Genomic DNA, 17,418 nt, shown 5'->3' on the forward strand with positions numbered 1-17,418 from the left:
TTTTTGATGGTACCAGAAGGAGAAACCGCAATGGACATCACAATCACTCTCGATCGCTCAGAAAAAGCGGATTATATCTATCAGCAGATTTATCAAAAGCTGAAAAACGAAATCCTCAGCCGGAATCTGCTGCCCCACTCGAAGGTTCCCTCCAAACGAGAGCTGGCTGAAAAGCTGAAGGTCAGCGTAAACTCTGTGAATTCAGCCTATCAGCAGCTGCTCGCCGAAGGGTATTTGTACGCTGAAGAAAGAAAGGGTTTTTTCGTGGAACAGCTGGACACATTCTCCTCTGAGGAACAGCCCTCATCTTCACTGCCGGAGGATCTGAAAGAGGTTCATATCGATCAAAGCGATTGGATATCTTTTTCACATATGAGTGCCGATACAGATCATTTTCCAATGAAAAGCTGGTTTCGCTGTGAGCAAAAAGCGGCTGCCCGCTCATACCGCACGCTCGGCGACATGTCTCATCCGCAAGGCATATATGAGGTAAGAGCCGCCATTACAAGGCTCATCTCTCTGACGCGGGGCGTGAAATGCCGGCCGGAACAAATCGTCATCGGGGCGGGCACCCAGGTGCTGATGCAGCTGCTGACTGAGCTTTTGCCCCAGGATGCGGTGTATGCGATGGAGGAGCCTGGTTACAGGCGAATGTACCAGCTTTTGCAACATGCCGGAAAACAGGTGAAGACGATTATGCTTGATGAAAAAGGGATCTCCATTTCTGAAATCATCAGACAGAAGCCTGATGTATTAATCACTACCCCTTCGCATCAATTCCCGGCCGGAACAATTATGCCTGTGTCCCGGAGAATTCAGCTGCTGAACTGGGCAGCGGAGCAGCCGAGCCGCTATATTATTGAGGATGATTATGACAGCGAATTTAAATATGATGTAGACAGTATCCCGGCGCTCCAAAGCCTCGACCGCTTTCAAAACGTCATCTATATGGGCACCTTTTCAAAATCACTTCTCCCCGGATTGCGGGTCAGCTACATGGTTCTGCCGCCGAAGCTGTTACGGGTATACAAAAAGCGGGGCTATGACCTGCAGACCTGCTCGTCGCTCACCCAGCTCGCCCTGCAGGAATTTATCGAGTCCGGAGAATATCAGAAGCATATAAAAAAAATGAAGCAGCATTATAAAGAAAAGAGAGAACGCCTCATCAGTGCATTAGAATCAGAGTTTGGAGGGGAGATTACGGTAAAAGGGGCAAATGCGGGACTGCATTTCGTCACTGAATTTTACACCTGCCGCACAGAACAAGAGATCCTCGCGCATGCCGCCGCCCAGCAGCTTGAAATCTTTGGGATGAGCCGGTTTCGCTTAAAAGAAAGCCGTCCGCAGCCGGACAAGCCCGCGCTTATTATCGGCTTTGCACGGCTGAGGGAAGAGGACATTCAGGAAGGTGTGCAAAGACTTCGCCGCGCTGTTTATGGACATAAAAAAATCCCCGGTTCAGGGGATTGATTTACCAGCGCTCCTGGTCCACGTTCAGCACTGCTTCAAGCAGGCCCGGAAATGCCCTTTCAAGATCTTCTGTGCGAAGCGAATAATAACGGCGCTTTCCTTCTATGCGTACTTGAGCGATGCCCGATTCTCTTAATACTTTAAAATGGTGGGACAAGGTCGACTTTGCAACCTGTACATCAGCACAGGTGCTGCACGTTTTCTCTTTTGCTTCGGCCAATTGCTTCACCAGCTCTAAACGAAGCGGATCACTCAGTGCGTGAAGAACCTTTGTCAGCTGCAATGTTTCTGTTTCTGGATGGTTTGGAATGTTCATGACACAAATGTATCACACAACAATTAGAATGACAATTTTACTATTTGAGGGTTTTTCCTTTACCTGATTTTGATTACATGGTACATTTAGTTCGATCAAATTCGAACAATAAATTTTAAAGACAAACGGAGGAGATTTACATGATCGTATTACAAGCTTATATCAAAGTAAAACCCGAAAAACGTGAAGAATTCTTGAGTGAGGCACAATCCCTGGTTCAACATTCAAGAGCCGAGGAAGGCAACGCCCAATACGACCTTTTTGAAAAAGTAGGCGAAGAAAATACATTTGTCATGCTTGAAAAATGGAAAGATGAAGCCGCTATGAAATTTCATAATGAAACAGACCATTTCCAAGGATTTGTGGCAAAAGGCAAAGAATTGCTGAGCGCTCCTCTTGATGTTGTACGCACAGAGCTCAGCGAGTAAGGAAAGGATGTCTCACATGAACGAAGTAATCAAATCATTAACAGATCACCGCTCCATCCGCAGCTATACGGACGAGCCGGTGTCAGAAGAGCAGCTGGACCACATTATACAAGCGGTGCAATCAGCCCCTTCTTCTATCAACGGGCAGCAAGTAACCGTCATCGCGATTCAGGATAAAGAGCGCAAAAAGAAAATCTCCGAACTGGCAGGCGGACAGCCTTGGATTGACCAAGCTCCGGTTTTCTTGCTTTTCTGCGCAGACTTCAACCGTGCAAAAATTGCGCTTGAAGATCTGCATGACTTCAACATGGAAATCACAAACGGGCTAGAATCCGTTCTTGTCGGCGCTGTAGATGCCGGCATCGCACTTGGCACAGCGACGGCAGCGGCTGAATCACTCGGACTTGGCACTGTTCCGATCGGCGCGGTTCGCGGAAATCCAAATGAACTGATCGAGCTGCTTCAGCTTCCGAAATACGTGTTCCCTGTATCGGGTCTTGTCATCGGCCATCCTGCTGATCGTTCAGCGAAAAAACCTCGTCTTCCAAAGGCAGCGGTTTATCACAAAGAAACGTATCTGCAGCAGGACGAGCTGACATCACATATTCAGTCATATGATGAACAAATGTCCGAATACATGAAAAACCGGACCAACGGAAAAGAAACACGAAACTGGTCACAAGGCATCGCCTCATACTATGAGCGCCTGTACTATCCGCATATTCGTGAAATGCTCGAAACACAAGGATTTAAAGTTGAAAAATAAGCCTCACCCGGCCTGTCGGAATTCCGGCAGGCCCCTTTTATTGTCCGGATAAAATCCATTGACTTTCATTTTGTTTATTTGGTAAAATTTTATCAATGTTACTCATTGGTTTTCTGTGAACCAATGGGTTTTCTATTGTTCAAGAAAGAAGGAAGCCATGAGATGCTTGATAAAAAAACAGAAATCTTGTTAGCCGCGCGGAAGCTTTTTTCTGAAAAGGATTTTACGTCGGTTTCCATGCAGGCAATCGCAGAAGAATGTAAGATATCAAAAGCTTCGATATATAAGCTGTTTCAATCGAAGGAAGATTTGCTTTTGGAGCTGCTGACGTTTAACCAGAAGCAAATGGTGGCCGCGGCATCAAGACTGCAGGAAAATACCGCGCTGACACCGGAGGAGCGTTTGATTCAAAAGGTCAAAATGGAGCTGGAAGGATTCAGGCGGAATCAGCAGTTTTTTAATATGCTGACCTACGGAAACCCCAAGCTGCACAATGACCGTGTAAAACAGCATATCCATCAGACCAGATCGACGATTATCTGCTGGCACCGGGATTCGCTGATTCAGGCCTATGGAGAAACCATTCTCCCGTTTGTATGGGATTTGGTGATCATTCTTCACGGCATGATGCGTGAGTTTTTAATGCTGATCAAAATAGAGGAAAAACCGCTTGAGCTTGACCCGATCGCAGCGTTTATCATCAGCACCCTCAATCAGATTGTCAAAAACAGAGAAACACGGCAGTCCCTGCTTCCGCCTGAGACCATCGAGCTTTATATCCAATCGGCGTCCTCCTACCAGCCAAAGGATAAATCACTCCTGTTATCAGAAAGCCTGAAAGAATTACATAAAGGCATCTCTTCCCTGCCCGCCGCGGATTATGATATCGATGAGCTGACATCCGCTGCAGCCATGCTGGAAGAGGAAGCAAAAAAGGAAGCGCCCCGCGCCTTTTTACTGAAATCACTGATTGGCTATCTGGAACAAACCGGTGTTTTAACACAGCAAATTTCTATGTTAAAAACACTGTTAATTACTTAAAGAAAAGAAGGGATCTTATTGAACACAAGTATTGAAAAAAAACCGTTTAACCGTTCTGTCATTGTCGGCATTTTGTTAGCCGGGGCGTTTGTCGCCATTTTGAACCAGACACTGTTAATTACCGCTCTCCCCCATATCATGAGGGATTTTCATATAGATGCAAACCAAGCCCAATGGCTGACGACTTCATTTATGTTAACGAACGGTATTTTAATTCCGATTACTGCGTTTTTAATTGAAAAATTCACGAGCCGTACGCTTCTCATTACGGCGATGAGTATTTTCACTGCCGGAACAATCGTCGGCACGTTTGCCCCGAACTTTCCGGTTCTGCTGGCGGCCCGTATCATTCAGGCAGCCGGAGCCGGCATTATGATGCCGCTCATGCAGACAGTATTTTTAACGATCTTTCCGATTGAAAAGCGCGGCCAGGCTATGGGTATGGTCGGATTGGTCATCTCCTTCGCGCCTGCGATCGGACCGACTCTTTCAGGATGGGCAGTAGAAGCTTTCTCATGGAGATCATTGTTTTATATCATTCTTCCGTTTGCCGTGATCGATTTGCTTCTCGCTATCATTCTTATGAAAAACGTGACGACATTAAGAAAAACACAGATTGATATTTTATCAGTTATCCTGTCGACATTTGGATTTGGCGGGCTGCTCTATGGCTTCTCAAGCGTCGGCTCTTACGGATGGACCAGCTCAACGGTTCTGATTTCACTGCTAGTGGGCGTGATCGCGCTGCTCTTATTTATTACAAGACAGATGAAGCTTGAAAAACCGATGCTGGAATTCCGCGTATTTACGTTTGGTATCTTCAGCTTAACAACCCTGCTGGGAACCCTTGTCTTTGCATTATTAATTGGTACAGAAACAATTCTGCCGCTGTATACACAAAACGTCAGAGACGTCACAGCCTTTGATACAGGGCTTATGCTTCTGCCGGGAGCCATTGTGATGGGCTTCATGTCACCGATTATCGGAAGAATTTTTGACCGTGTCGGCGGAAGAGGCCTGGCGATTGCAGGTTTCTGTATCATCTTCCTGACGTCACTTCCGTTTATGCAGCTGACTGACCATACGTCACTGGCTTGGATTGTCGTTTTATATACCGTTCGTCTCTTAGGGACAGCGATGATTATGATGCCGGTGACAACAGCCGGAATCAATGCGCTGCCGCGCCACCTGATTCCGCACGGAACAGCGATGAACAATACGGTTCGCCAAGTCGGCGGCTCCATCGGAACTGCTCTCCTGGTATCCGTGATGAGCAACCAGGCAGCACATGCAGGAACCGCAAATGTAAAACACGCCGCTCTGCACGGCATGAACGCCGCTTTTATCGTGGCAGCCTGCATCGCGCTTGCCGGCTTACTTCTATCCTTTACATTAAAGAAACCTCAGCGCCCTGCCGAACAGCAGCCGGCACGCTGATCCTATAAAAAAAGAGCCCCGCTTTGAGAGCGGAGGCTCTTTTTGGTTTTACTTCTCTAAACCGTCTTTCACTTCTTTAATCATTTGCGTCATTGACTCAAGTCCGCCTCCTGATAAGTACCAAGTAGCAGAATCAAGGTAAACGACATGATTATTTTTCACGGCGTTTATGTTTTTCACATAGTCGTTTTCAACGACTTGTTTTGTAGATGATGTTTCTCCGATTGCTGTACCGCGGTCAATAACAAACAGGTAATCAGGGTTTGTTTTTGAAATGTACTCATATGAAACGCTTTGTCCGTGAGTAGACGCTTTAATATTTTTATCAGCCGGTGTCACGCCGAATACGTCGTGGATCAGGCCGTATCTTGATTTAGAACCAAAGGCGCTGATTTTGCCGTCGTTCGCCATAATCACAAGGCCGTTTTTGTTTTTCTTTTCAGCTTTTTTCTTAAGATCTGCAATTGAGTTATCAATTGTTGCGAGCTCGTCTTTTACTTCATCTTCTTTATCAAAAATTTTACCGATTGTTTGTGCATCTGATTTAAATGATTCCATGTATTTCGCTGTGTCTACGCCAAGGTAAATCGTCGGTGCAATATTAGAGAATTCTTTGTAGGACTCAGATTGTCTGCCAGAGATAATGATCAGGTCAGGGTCTAAATCTGCTACTTTTTCAAAGTCTGGCTCTTTTAAGCTTCCGACATCAGCATATTTGTCATCTTTGAATTTGGACAGATATTTAGGAAGGGCTTGTTTCGGCAGGCCCGCTACTTTATCATCAAGACCTAATTTATCTAATGTATCTAAGCTTCCTAAATCAAATACAACGACTTTTTTAGGGTTCTTTGTCACTTTTGTGCCGTTTTTGTCCAGCTGGTGTTTCACCGTCATTTGTTCTTTCTTCGTGTCAGAACCTTTGCTGCTTGAGCTTTGGTTTCCGCAAGCGGAAATGACAACAGCCGTCACCAATGCGATGAATAGAATTGCAAACTTTTTCATGCTCTTCACCTCTTCTGTATATTAAGAAAAATAAACACCTATTCTTTGGTTATCAATCGTCTGAATCGGGATGGTCATATCGTAGATTTCTTCGAGCACAGAGGTTTCAATCATCTCCTCCGGCGGCCCCTCTTTTACGATTCGGCCGTTTTTCAAAGCAACGATATGATCGGAGTAGACGGAAGCAAAGTTGATATCGTGAATGACGATCACGATTGTTTTTCCAAGCTCCTCTACCAGCCTCTTCAGAAGCTTCATAATTTCAACTGAATGTTTCATATCCAGGTTGTTCAGCGGTTCATCCAGAAAAATGTAATCGGTGTCCTGGGCAATGACCATTGCGATAAAAGCCCTTTGGCACTGTCCGCCGCTCAGCTGATCCAAGTACTTATCCTGAATCTCCTCCAGCTTCATATAACTGAGCGCCTGGTTGATATGATCCCAGTCTTCCTCTGTCAGCCGGCCCTGTGAATAAGGGAATCTGCCAAAACTGACAAGGTCTTTGATGGTCAGTCTGATATTGATTTGGTTCGCCTGCTTTAAAATACTCATTTTTTTGGCAAGCTCTTTGCTGTCGCAGGTTCCGATCTCTTCTCCGTCTATGTAAATCTCACCGGAATCCTTTTTGGTCAGGCGGCTCATAATAGACAGCAGCGTACTTTTGCCGGCGCCGTTAGGACCGATAAACGAGGTGATTTTGCCTTTTTGAATCGTGACTGACGTCTCTTCAAGGACAACTTTCCCTCCATATTGTTTGCTTACATTTTTGACCTCTACCATGATTTATTCTCCTTTAACAGCAAGTAGATAAAATAAATCCCGCCGGCAAAATTAATAATAACGCTCAGCGTCGTTGAGAAGGTGAATACTTTCTCAACCACAAACTGTCCCCCGACTAACGCAATAATGCTGATTAAAACAGAACCTGCGATTAAGTATGAATGCTTATATGTTTTCAGAAATTCTCTTGCCAGGTTGACGACGAGAAGCCCCAAGAACATAATCGGGCCGACAAGCGCTGTAGAAACAGAAACAAGGATCGCGATCACGATCAGCATCTGTTTGACAACTTTGTCGTAGTTAATGCCCAAATTGACGGCGTGTTCACGGCCGAGTGACAGCACGTCAAAAAATTTCGTGAAACGCCAGACATAGATACCGGTCAGCAGAAAGATGATGAAGGCGAGCCATAACAAATCAGTGTTGATGTTGTTAAAGCTGGCAAACATTTTGTCCTGCACAACCTGAAACTCATTCGGATCAATCAGCATCTGCATAAAGGAAGACAGGCTGCTGAACAGCGTGCCGAACACGATTCCGATGAGCAGAAGGAAGAAGATATTTTTCCCCTCACCTTTGAACATGATCTGATAGAGAACAAAAGAAAACAGCACCATCAGCAAAACAGAGATGATGAAGTTGATGTTTTTATTCATGATTACGATATTCATAGAACCGAACAAAAAGATGATGACGGTCTGAATCAGCATATAGAGAGAATCAAGGCCTAAAATGCTGGGCGTCAGGATGCGGTTATTCGAGATGGTTTGGAAGATCATCGTCGAAAACGCAATCGCTCCGCCTGTCAGCATAATGGCAGCGACTTTTTTGATTCTTCTCGGCAGTGTGTAATCCCAATTGCCTAAGTCATAAAACAGAAACAAACCGATACATACAACGGCTATACCAACGAGCAACGCAATTTTCATCTGGTTACGCATACGCTTTTCTCCTTAACAGCATAAACAGGAAAATGCCGCTGCCGATGATTCCGACCATCAGACCAATCGAGATTTCATATGGGAAGATAATGACTCTGCCCAATATATCGCAAAACAGAACAAAAACCGCTCCCAGCAGCGCAGTGTGCGGCAGGCTGTTTTTCAGGTTGTCTCCTCTGTAAATCGATACAATGTTCGGGATGATTAAACCGAGAAACGGAAGCATACCGACAGTCAAAATGACAAGTGACGTAATCAGGGATACGATAATGAGCCCGATGTTCACAACCCGTTTATACTTGAGGCCGAGGTTGACAGAAAAGCTTTCTCCCATACCCGCCACTGTAAATTTATCCGCATAAACATAGGCAATGATGACAAGCGGAATACTCAGATAAAGAAGCTCGTATCTCCCTTTCACAACTAAGGAGAAATCCCCCTGAAGCCATGATGACACGTTCTGGATCAGGTCATATTTATACGCGATAAACGTCGCGATTGAGCTGACGATATTCCCGAGCATTAAACCGACTAGCGGAATAAAGATGGTGTCGTTAAACTTGATTCTTTCAAGAATTTTCATAAACAGAAAATTGCCGACTAAAGCAAAGACAAAAGCAATCAGCATTTTCATTAAAGGACTTGCCGATGTAAACAGAAGCAAGGATATTAAGATTCCCAGCCTCGCCCAGTCCATCGTGCCGGCCGTTGTCGGTGACACGAATTTGTTTCTGGTGATCTGCTGCATAATCAGTCCGCAGATGCTCATGCTCATGCCCGCGATTAGAATGCTGATCAGCCGCGGCAAACGGCTGGCAAAGAGCGTTGACGCCTCTTCTTTGCTTAAATCAAAGAGATCAAGCGGCGACAGATCTTCTACGCCGATAAATACAGAAGTGACTGCTAATATGATAAGTAGAAAAAATAAGTAACGTAGCTTCATGCTGCCTCCTTACATCCTCACAGCAAAAAGAACGTATCTCCTACTCCGCAAGGACTCAAAACAATATGGCCATATAGTAATTGATTATCATTATCATTTACATATTACCATTTTTCTAGTGTTAGTCAATATTCTTTAAAAATATTAACTTCGTTATCTATTCAATTTTACTAATCATTCAAACCATTTTCCATCACAAATCGTTAGTCTATTTACCATATTTAACTTCATTATGCATCAGCTTCGTCATCAAACCTGACATAATTCCTCTCTATAAATACAAATGTTCATTCCACAAAGAAATTTCTCCTTGATTTACCGAACTGAAAGAGGGATAATAAATACTAAATTTGTGTGAAAATTTAAACATTAGGAGATGTAAACATGAAGGTCGTTAAATTTGGAGGCAGCTCACTCGCTTCAGGCGCACAGCTTGAAAAGGTGTTTCAAATCGTAACCTCAGATCCCGCGCGTAAAGCTGTAGTGGTTTCGGCTCCGGGCAAACGCTATTCCGAGGATACGAAAGTGACTGATCTCTTAATCGCATGCGCTGAACAGTATTTATCATCCGGCAGCGCCCCTGAACTGGCGGAAGCGGTCATTGAACGGTATGCTCTGATCGCAAATGAGCTTCAGCTTGAGCCTTGTATTATAGAAAAAATCCGTGATGATTTGTTTACGCTTTTAGAAGGAGATAAAAGCAATCCCGTACAATATTTGGACGCAGTCAAAGCAAGCGGTGAGGATAACAACGCTAAGCTGATTGCCGCCTATTTCCGCCACAAAGGCGTGAAAGCGGAATATGTGAACCCGAAGGATGCCGGCCTTTTTGTAACAAAAGAACCCGGCAACGCGCAGGTGCTGCCTGAATCGTATCAAAATCTCTTTCAGCTGAGAGAGCGGGAAGGCCTCATCATATTCCCCGGCTTTTTCGGGTTCAGCAAGGATGGCGATGTGATGACTTTCTCACGGAGCGGTTCTGATATTACAGGCTCCATTTTGGCCAACGGTCTTCAGGCCGATCTGTACGAAAACTTTACTGATGTAGATGCCGTGTACTCTGTTAATCCTTCCATTGTTGAGAACCCGAAGGAAATCCACGAGCTGACATACAGAGAGATGCGCGAGCTGTCGTACGCAGGCTTTTCAGTGTTTCATGATGAAGCGCTCATTCCGGCCTTCAGAGCGGGCATTCCCGTGCAGATCAAAAATACGAACAACCCGTCGGCGAACGGGACACGCGTCGTCAGCAAACGCGATAACACAAACGGTCCTGTCGTCGGCATTGCCAGCGATACCGGCTTTTGCAGCATTTATATCAGCAAGTATTTAATGAACAGAGAAATCGGGTTTGGCCGCAGAGCCCTTCAAATCCTAGAAGAACACGGTTTGACGTATGAGCATGTTCCATCGGGAATTGATGACATGACGATCATCTTAAGACAGGGCCAAATGGATGCTTCGGCCGAACGAAGCGTAATGAAGCAGATTAAAGAGAACCTTCATGCCGATGAAGTCATTGTCGAGCACAATCTGGCGCTGATTATGGTTGTAGGAGAAGCAATGCGCCATAATGTCGGCACAACGGCAAGAGCAGCCAAAGCCTTATCAGAGGCGAAAGTGAATATCGAAATGATTAACCAAGGATCTTCTGAAGTGAGCATGATGTTCGGCGTAAAGGAAGCCGAAGAAAGAAAAGCCGTCCAAGCATTATACCGGGAGTTTTTCGCGGGTGTGCTGGTCTTTTAATCTATACATAAAAGCGGGCGGCAGGGCCCGCTTTTTATATTGCCCGCCTTGATAGCCGAATTGTTCATTTTTTGCCTTGTCCACTATTATCCCTATCAATCCGGCCGTGTCCGCATATTTTGTAGTATCCATCATAGGGAGGTGAAGCCTTATGTCAGGATACGCTAACGGCGGCGGTTACGGCTCCGGTTCTTTCGCTTTGATCGTTGTATTGTTTATTCTATTGATTATCGTTGGTACTGCATTTACAAGAGGCTTCTAAGTCTGCGGTACAGCGCCGTAAGACAATATCATTGTCATGCGGCGTTTTTTAGTTGTTTTCTTTATTTTTCAATCTATATCCTGAAAGCCCTGTCCGCCGCGTTTATGCAGCATATCATAAAGTAATCTCACAAGGAGGTGGCACAGATGTCTGGTTACGGAAACTCTTTTGCTTTGATTGTTGTGTTATTTATCCTCTTAATTATCGTGGGAGCTGCGTTTTTTAACGGAGGCTTCTAAGAAAAAAGAAATCTCCATGAATCAGGCGGCGCCGTAAGGGCCATATCCTGCGTTGCTGTTTCTTTAAAAGAAAACCCCTTCTCTTATTGAGAAGGGGCCTGGTTCTTACGTCATTCCTCTTTCTGTGACATGAAAGTCGGATGCTTCAGCATGTTCAGAGACGCCAACCGCTGTAAAAACAGCTGCTGCAGCCAAACAAATAACAAATAACTTAGATTTCAATTTCATACAAACCTTCACTCCTTTGTATTTGTTTTCTTGCCTCTTCAACTCTAAGAAAGTAGGAAGCAGACAGTTCAAACCATTTTTGTTCATAGTAATATTTTGCTACTTCTAGGCCTAAATCCTCTATATCAGCATACATATTTTTATTTTTTAAATATCGGAAACATCGTTCGATTCCTTCTGTATTGGGCTGTGCCTGATATAGGGATTGTAAAAACTCAAATTTTACCGCGTAGTCTGCATCGTCTGTTTCTTTAGCATATTCATAGCCCCTCTTGTGATATTCCGAGGCCTTCTCATGTTTTCCACGTTTATAATAAATAAGTGTTATTAAAAAATATGCTTGAGGCAGAGAATTGGTGATTCTGCTGTTTTCAAAAGTGGAAACCGCTTTCTCAAAATGTTCAATGGCAGGGTCGAGAAGGTCTTGATTGTAATAACACAGCCCTAAATTATAAAATGCTCTTCCGACCAATTGGGCTTTTTGTTCCGCTTCCGCCATCTCCAGCGCCAATTTGAAATGCCGTGCGGCTTGTTCAAAATTTCTCTCATCCATGAGGTTAACCCCGAACACAAAATGGCATTGGATAATCCGAACATTATAGGTTTCCTGCTCTACATAAATTTCATATGCATTTTTGATATGAATCAATGAAAAGTACGTTTGCTTCATATAATAATAAGCTTCCGCGATTTTAAAATAAAATTCAGCCCGTTCAATATGATCGGAAACAAAAGAAAGTTTTTTCTCCGCCTGTTTGTAATATGTAATGGCAGAAATAAATTCCCGCTTATCAAACTCATACATTCCGCGGAAAAAATTCACATAATAATCGAGAAGCCCTTTCAGATCAGCTTGGTTGCTGTCTATATTTCGTGATAATTCAGACAGGCTTGGCTGGTCTTCGATATTTAATTTCTCCAGCGGCTCGAGATAATCAAGCATAAGCTGGTGGCGAAATTCCATTAGTGAGTAATATAACAGCAAGTTGGAATCATGCTGCATGTGTTTCAGTTCCTGCTGGATTTCAGCTTTTAGCACTTCGGCATCCGGCACGCTGAAGGTCCGGATATATTTGTACCACTCGTTAATTTTTTGACCGACCGCTGAAGAAGGAATTACCCCGCTCTTCATTCCTTCACCCTCTCCCATCAAAAACTGTTTATGTCATATTTTATCATGTTTACAGACTGTCCTAACCCGAAAAACACGCAATCTTTATTTCGGGAGCACGCAATAAAAAAAGCAATACCGAAGCGATGTTAGAAAGAAGAAGGCGGCAGCATCTGACGATATGCCGCCGCCTTACGTGATTTATTGCTGTTTTGCAGGTAAGGGAAGGCGGATAATGAATGTTGTGCCTTTCCCTTGTTCACTCTTAATGTCTATTGTGCCTTGATGCATTTCAACAAGCTGCTTGACGATGGAGAGGCCGAGGCCGTATTCTCCGTACGCCGTGTTCGTTCTTGAAATATCAGCTTTGTAGAACCGCTCCCAAATATGCTCGATATCCTCTTTTGAAATGCCGATTCCCGTATCTTCAATTTCGATAATGGTCTCTTTATATCCTTCTGTCCCCCGCAGCCAAATGTCACCGTGCTGCGTAAATTGGATGCTGTTTTTCGTAATGTTCACGAGGATTTGAATTAACCGGTCATAGTCGGCATGAACGATCACGCTGTCCTCCACCTGAATCATCAGCTTATTTTGCTTTTCTTCCGCCTGCTGTTCAAGGTGCTCTTTCATGATTTCAAATACCTCAATCAGCGGTACGTCAAGCTTGTTCAGGGTGATTTGCTGTGATCTGATTTTTTCGTAATCGAGATTTTCTTTTACGAGACGCAGCATTCGCTTCGTTTCCTCACTGATGAGCGAGAAGCATTTTTCTTTATTCTCCTCTGGAATCGTATTGCTGTTCAGCCCTTCAACCAAACCGTTAATGGTTGTCAGCGGCGTTCTTAATTCATGGGATACATCGGCAATAAACTGCCTTCTCCGCTTCTCAAGCCGGTCGATTTCATCCCTCGACTGCTTTAATTTTTTCGCCATGATATTAAAGTCAGACGCCAGCACCCCGATTTCATCCCGGTAGCCGTTTTCCAAGTGGATGTCATAGTCGCCGGAAGCTACTTTATCCGTTGCTTCTCTCAGCTTTTGAATGCGTTTCACATGGAATTTGGAAAGCAGCCAGCTGATGAGAATGGTAATGACAAGCGTGCTGATTATCGCGTAAAACATATAGAGGTTGACCTGATTAATCATTTGCTCTACGCCGCTGATTGGAGAAATCAGCAGTACCGCGCCTTTAAATTCATTGTTAACAAAAATCGGCTGTGCAACAAAGGAAACCTCATCGTTAAAACGGCCATCCGCTCTGTTCATGACCACCTGCCCTTTTTTCAGCTTCTCCCACTCCGCTTTCTTCAGCTTTTCCCGTGGGTGAAAGTCTTCAGGGTGAAAATAAGGCTGCTGTGCTTCATTAAAGATGATAAACTGTGTCTTTCTTGTGCGTAATATATCCTGATATGGGTACAGCCGGCGCATATCAACCTGGCCGGTTTGAAATTCGCTTGCAATCTGCACCGCATATGACGTCAGTTCCTCTACTTTATTTTGATAGGCAAACTCTTTCACGAAGTGAGAAAAAAGAGAAATAATGATAACAAATGCTAAAATTAATATGCTGACATGGCTCAGCAGCAGCTGATATAAATATTTAATCCTCATCAAATTTATACCCTACTCCCCATACAGTATATAGGAAAGGCCTGTCCTCACTTGCAAGCTTTTTCCGCAGCCGTTTAATATGAACATCGACAGTCCGTTCGTCTCCGTAGAACTGATAGCCCCATACCTGCTCAAGCAGCTGCTCTCTGGAAAACACCTGCCGCGGGTTCTGCACAAGGTAATAAAGCAGGTCAAATTCCTTAGGCGTGAGGTTTTCAACAGGCTCCCCATTTAAAAATACTTCTCTCGTCTTTTTATTAATTTTAAAGCATTCCGATTCAATCGTATCTTCTTCCGCTGCCGCCTTGCCCGTCGCCTGATATCTTCTGTTCACGGCTTTGATGCGGGCAACCAATGTCAGCGGGCTGAATGGCTTCGTCACATAATCGTCCGCACCCATCTCAAAGCCGATCACCTGATCTGATTCGGTGTCTCTGGCAGTCAGCATGATAATCGGAACCGTGCTTGTCTCTCTTATTTTTCTGCAGATGGTTACGCCGTCCATAGACGGAAGCATAATATCCAGAATCACCAAATCCCAATTCTCTTCCGCAAAGCGCTGATACCCCTCTAAACCGTCATGAACAAATTCAGCTTCAAAACCTTCTTTAAAAAAGAACATCTCTGTCATCGTACAAACACTAACGTTATCTTCTATCATTAAAATTTTCATTGGATCCTCCGATTGTTTTGATGCTTTTTTATATAATAGCACCATTTTATACAGAGAATTTTGGGTTTCACAATTGTTAGTTTTTATTTCATCAACTAGAAATAGATTGTTCATATTTTTTTCATACCTTTGGACTACGATAAATTTATCAACAGCGGGCCTGCCTCACAGGCGGTCTTATCTATAAAAATACCTATACGGAGGAACATAAATGAATTTTATCAAACGGGCTTTTTGGAACATGAAGGCCAAAAAAGGAAAAACGTTTTTGCAGTTATTTGTGTTTACAGTGATTTGTATATTTGTTCTGTCTGGCCTCACGATCCAGTCAGCAGCTCAAAAATCCAGCGACCTTGCCAGACAGGAGCTGGGCGGAAGCGTTACGCTTCAAGTTGACCGCCAAAAACAAATGGAGAAGCAGCAGGACAGCGGTGAAAAACGCAGCTTCGAATCTACACCGATAAAAGTGTCTGATGCCAATAAGCTGACAGCGCTTGATCAGGTGAAGAGCTACAACTTCATTACGTCAGCTTCAGCCAACGCCGGAAACTTCGATGCGATTGAAAGCTCAAGCTCTAGTGATTCGAGCACAGACTCAAGCTCAAGCGATACAAAAGGCGCTCCAATGCAAGGCGGAAAACAAATGGTTCAAGCCGATCTTTCGATTGAAGGTGTCATCAGCACGTCGCTGTTAGAGGAATTCTCTGACGGAGATTCAAAAATCACAGACGGGCGCGCGATTACAAAATCTGATGTCGGCAAAAACGTCACAGTGATCAATGAAACATTAGCGGAAGAAAATAATGTAAGCGTTGGGGATTCCATCACAATAGAATCAGCAACAGACGAAGATACAACAGTCAAACTGAAGATTGTCGGTATTTATAAAACAACGTCTTCAGGCGATGACCAAGCCCAGAATTTCTCATTCTTAAATCCTTACAATAAGCTTTACACACCTTACACAGCAACAGCAGCTCTGAAAGGTGACGATTATAAAAACACGATTGATTCAGCTGTTTATGATATGGACGATGCTGAACATATTGATGCATTCGTTACAGCAGCGAAGAAAACGTCAATCGACTTTGATACGTTTACGTTAAATACAAACGATCAGCTTTACCAGCAAATGGTCGGCCCGATCGAAAATGTAGCTTCTTTCTCTAAAAACGTTGTGTACCTTGTATCAGTGGCAGGCGCTGTCATTCTTGGCCTCATTGTCATGATGTCAATCAGAGAGCGCAAATATGAGATGGGTGTATTAATGGCTATCGGTGAAAAACGGTGGAAGCTGATTGGCCAGTTCTTAACTGAGATTCTGATCGTGGCTGTTGTGGCCATCGGCATTGCATCAGTGACTGGAAATCTGGTCGCCAACCAGCTCGGCAATCAGCTCTTATCCCAGCAGATCAGTTCATCAACTGATTCAACACAAACCGCAAGCGGCCAAATGCCCGGCGGCGGGGGCGGCATGGGCCACGGAATGTTCGGCCAAAGCTCTTCAAACGCGGACGTCATTGATTCACTGAATGTGGCAGTTTCGATGAACGATATGCTTGTTCTCGGCGGAATCGGAATGTTAATCGCTGTCATTGCAACACTGCTGCCGTCTATTTCAGTACTGCGGCTCCACCCGAAAACGATATTGACAAAACAGGAATAGAAAGAGGCGAAACGAATGAGCTTATTAGAATTTCAACAAGTCAGCTACTGGTATAAGGACAAAAGCCAGCCCTTGTTTCAGGATATCAATATCAGCTTTGAAAAAGGTAAATTTCATACAATTGTCGGCACCTCAGGGACAGGAAAAACGTCCTTCCTGTCTCTGGCAGGCGGACTTGACGAACCTAAAGAAGGACATATCCTTTATGGCGGAAAAGCTGTTTCTAAAATCGGATTGACGAATTTCAGAAATAAATACGTATCAATTGTCTTTCAGGCGTACAACCTGCTTCCATATATGACAGCTCTGCAAAATGTGACAACCGCCATGGAAATCACAGGTTCAAAGGAAAAGAACAAAGAAGCATATGCGTTGGAGATGCTGGAGAAGGTCGGCATCAATGAAAAACAAGCCCGGCAAAAGGTGCTGACATTAAGCGGCGGACAGCAGCAGCGTGTTTCCATTACAAGAGCGTTTTGCTGTGACACGGATTTGATCGTAGCCGATGAACCGACCGGAAACCTTGATGAGGATACGTCGAAAGAAATTGTGCGGCTCTTTCAGGATTTGGCGCACAAAGAAAATAAATGCATCATCATGGTGACGCATGATGAACAAATTGCAAGGGTATCTGACATTACCATCAGACTTTCACGGGGAAGCTTTACTGTGACGGAAAACGCCGCAGTCGTATAACAAAAACGTGCCTCTGCCAGTGCAGACAGGGGCGCAACCTAAATCCCCCTTTTATA

General features: G+C 44.3%; 19 protein-coding genes. 10 read left to right on the top strand and 9 right to left on the bottom strand.

Annotated features, from left to right (window positions below; genetic code table 11):
* Positions 1-30 precede the first annotated feature (30 nt).
* On the top strand, positions 31-1,470 hold the full coding sequence (gene gabR, locus MTN95_RS06980) for a MocR-like transcriptional regulator GabR (protein ID WP_248337494.1): 1,440 nt from the start codon (positions 31-33) through the stop codon (positions 1,468-1,470).
* A 1-nt stretch (position 1,471) separates the two neighbouring features.
* Here the strand turns inward: gabR and MTN95_RS06985 are convergent, their stop codons facing one another.
* On the bottom strand, positions 1,472-1,786 hold the full coding sequence (locus MTN95_RS06985) for an ArsR/SmtB family transcription factor (RefSeq protein WP_024120224.1): 315 nt from the start codon (positions 1,784-1,786) through the stop codon (positions 1,472-1,474).
* Positions 1,787-1,926: 140 nt separating this feature from the next.
* Between MTN95_RS06985 and MTN95_RS06990 the strand changes: the two genes are divergently transcribed.
* From MTN95_RS06990 to MTN95_RS07005, 4 genes are all read left to right on the top strand, one after another.
* Positions 1,927-2,214, top strand: coding sequence for a putative quinol monooxygenase (locus MTN95_RS06990; protein ID WP_024120223.1), 288 nt, complete (start codon positions 1,927-1,929; stop codon positions 2,212-2,214).
* Between the two features lie 16 nt (positions 2,215-2,230).
* A complete protein-coding gene (locus MTN95_RS06995; protein ID WP_202853236.1) occupies positions 2,231-2,980 on the top strand; it encodes an NADPH-dependent oxidoreductase in 750 nt (249 codons plus the stop codon).
* A gap of 162 nt (positions 2,981-3,142) precedes the next feature.
* On the top strand, positions 3,143-4,021 hold the full coding sequence (locus tag MTN95_RS07000; protein WP_105955205.1) for a TetR/AcrR family transcriptional regulator: 879 nt from the start codon (positions 3,143-3,145) through the stop codon (positions 4,019-4,021).
* 18 nt (positions 4,022-4,039) lie between these two features.
* Complete coding sequence (locus MTN95_RS07005) at positions 4,040-5,458, top strand: MDR family MFS transporter (protein ID WP_248337496.1); 1,419 nt, start codon at positions 4,040-4,042, stop codon at positions 5,456-5,458.
* A 48-nt stretch (positions 5,459-5,506) separates the two neighbouring features.
* On the opposite strand, the gene MTN95_RS07010 is transcribed toward MTN95_RS07005, so the two are convergent.
* Genes MTN95_RS07010 through yclN form a run of 4 tightly spaced genes read right to left on the bottom strand, consistent with a single transcriptional unit; the run spans position 5,507 to position 9,124 of the window.
* Positions 5,507-6,460: a siderophore ABC transporter substrate-binding protein gene (locus MTN95_RS07010; RefSeq protein WP_248337498.1), complete on the bottom strand. Its 954-nt coding sequence runs from the start codon at positions 6,458-6,460 to the stop codon at positions 5,507-5,509.
* A gap of 21 nt (positions 6,461-6,481) precedes the next feature.
* Positions 6,482-7,240 (bottom strand): iron ABC transporter ATP-binding protein, encoded by a 759-nt coding sequence (yclP, locus tag MTN95_RS07015; protein WP_248337500.1) that lies wholly within the window; start codon positions 7,238-7,240, stop codon positions 6,482-6,484.
* On the bottom strand, positions 7,234-8,181 hold the full coding sequence (yclO, locus tag MTN95_RS07020; RefSeq protein WP_024120217.1) for a petrobactin ABC transporter permease YclO: 948 nt from the start codon (positions 8,179-8,181) through the stop codon (positions 7,234-7,236). The genes yclP and yclO overlap by 7 nt, the downstream gene beginning before the upstream one ends.
* Positions 8,174-9,124 carry a petrobactin ABC transporter permease YclN gene (yclN, locus tag MTN95_RS07025; RefSeq protein WP_010333025.1) on the bottom strand — a complete coding sequence of 317 codons (951 nt, stop codon included), beginning with the start codon at positions 9,122-9,124 and terminating at the stop codon, positions 8,174-8,176. The genes yclO and yclN overlap by 8 nt, the downstream gene beginning before the upstream one ends.
* Before the next feature lie 384 nt (positions 9,125-9,508).
* Between yclN and MTN95_RS07030 the strand changes: the two genes are divergently transcribed.
* The 3 genes from MTN95_RS07030 to MTN95_RS07040 all read left to right on the top strand — a co-directional run bounded on the left by MTN95_RS07030 (position 9,509) and on the right by MTN95_RS07040 (position 11,374).
* The gene (locus tag MTN95_RS07030) at positions 9,509-10,873 is read left to right on the top strand and encodes an aspartate kinase (protein WP_105955209.1); all 1,365 of its coding nucleotides are present in this window, start codon (positions 9,509-9,511) and stop codon (positions 10,871-10,873) included.
* A 151-nt stretch (positions 10,874-11,024) separates the two neighbouring features.
* Positions 11,025-11,135, top strand: coding sequence for a YjcZ family sporulation protein (locus tag MTN95_RS07035; protein ID WP_069684662.1), 111 nt, complete (start codon positions 11,025-11,027; stop codon positions 11,133-11,135).
* A gap of 146 nt (positions 11,136-11,281) precedes the next feature.
* Positions 11,282-11,374, top strand: a complete 93-nt coding sequence (locus tag MTN95_RS07040) for a YjcZ family sporulation protein (protein WP_083504413.1) — start codon at positions 11,282-11,284, stop codon at positions 11,372-11,374.
* A gap of 105 nt (positions 11,375-11,479) precedes the next feature.
* On the opposite strand, the gene phrC is transcribed toward MTN95_RS07040, so the two are convergent.
* The 4 genes from phrC to yclJ all read right to left on the bottom strand — a co-directional run bounded on the left by phrC (position 11,480) and on the right by yclJ (position 15,000).
* Complete coding sequence (gene phrC / locus MTN95_RS07045) at positions 11,480-11,602, bottom strand: phosphatase RapC inhibitor PhrC (protein WP_024120213.1); 123 nt, start codon at positions 11,600-11,602, stop codon at positions 11,480-11,482.
* On the bottom strand, positions 11,586-12,734 hold the full coding sequence (gene rapC, locus MTN95_RS07050) for a response regulator aspartate phosphatase RapC (protein WP_024120212.1): 1,149 nt from the start codon (positions 12,732-12,734) through the stop codon (positions 11,586-11,588). The genes phrC and rapC overlap by 17 nt, the downstream gene beginning before the upstream one ends.
* A gap of 180 nt (positions 12,735-12,914) precedes the next feature.
* Complete coding sequence (gene yclK / locus MTN95_RS07055; protein WP_248337503.1) at positions 12,915-14,330, bottom strand: two-component system sensor histidine kinase YclK; 1,416 nt, start codon at positions 14,328-14,330, stop codon at positions 12,915-12,917.
* Positions 14,317-15,000, bottom strand: a complete 684-nt coding sequence (gene yclJ, locus MTN95_RS07060) for a two-component system response regulator YclJ (RefSeq protein ID WP_024120210.1) — start codon at positions 14,998-15,000, stop codon at positions 14,317-14,319. Before yclJ ends, yclK begins: the two co-directional genes overlap by 14 nt.
* 211 nt (positions 15,001-15,211) lie before the next feature.
* On the opposite strand from yclJ, the gene MTN95_RS07065 reads away from it, so the two are divergent.
* Together MTN95_RS07065 and MTN95_RS07070 are read left to right on the top strand one after the other, a co-directional pair.
* Complete coding sequence (locus tag MTN95_RS07065) at positions 15,212-16,666, top strand: ABC transporter permease (protein ID WP_248337505.1); 1,455 nt, start codon at positions 15,212-15,214, stop codon at positions 16,664-16,666.
* A 15-nt stretch (positions 16,667-16,681) separates the two neighbouring features.
* Positions 16,682-17,362, top strand: coding sequence for an ABC transporter ATP-binding protein (locus MTN95_RS07070; RefSeq protein ID WP_105955212.1), 681 nt, complete (start codon positions 16,682-16,684; stop codon positions 17,360-17,362).
* Positions 17,363-17,418 lie beyond the last annotated feature (56 nt).

The sequence above is a fragment of the Bacillus sp. 2CMS4F genome (genome assembly GCF_023161785.1).
Taxonomy (GTDB): domain Bacteria; phylum Bacillota; class Bacilli; order Bacillales; family Bacillaceae; genus Bacillus; species Bacillus halotolerans.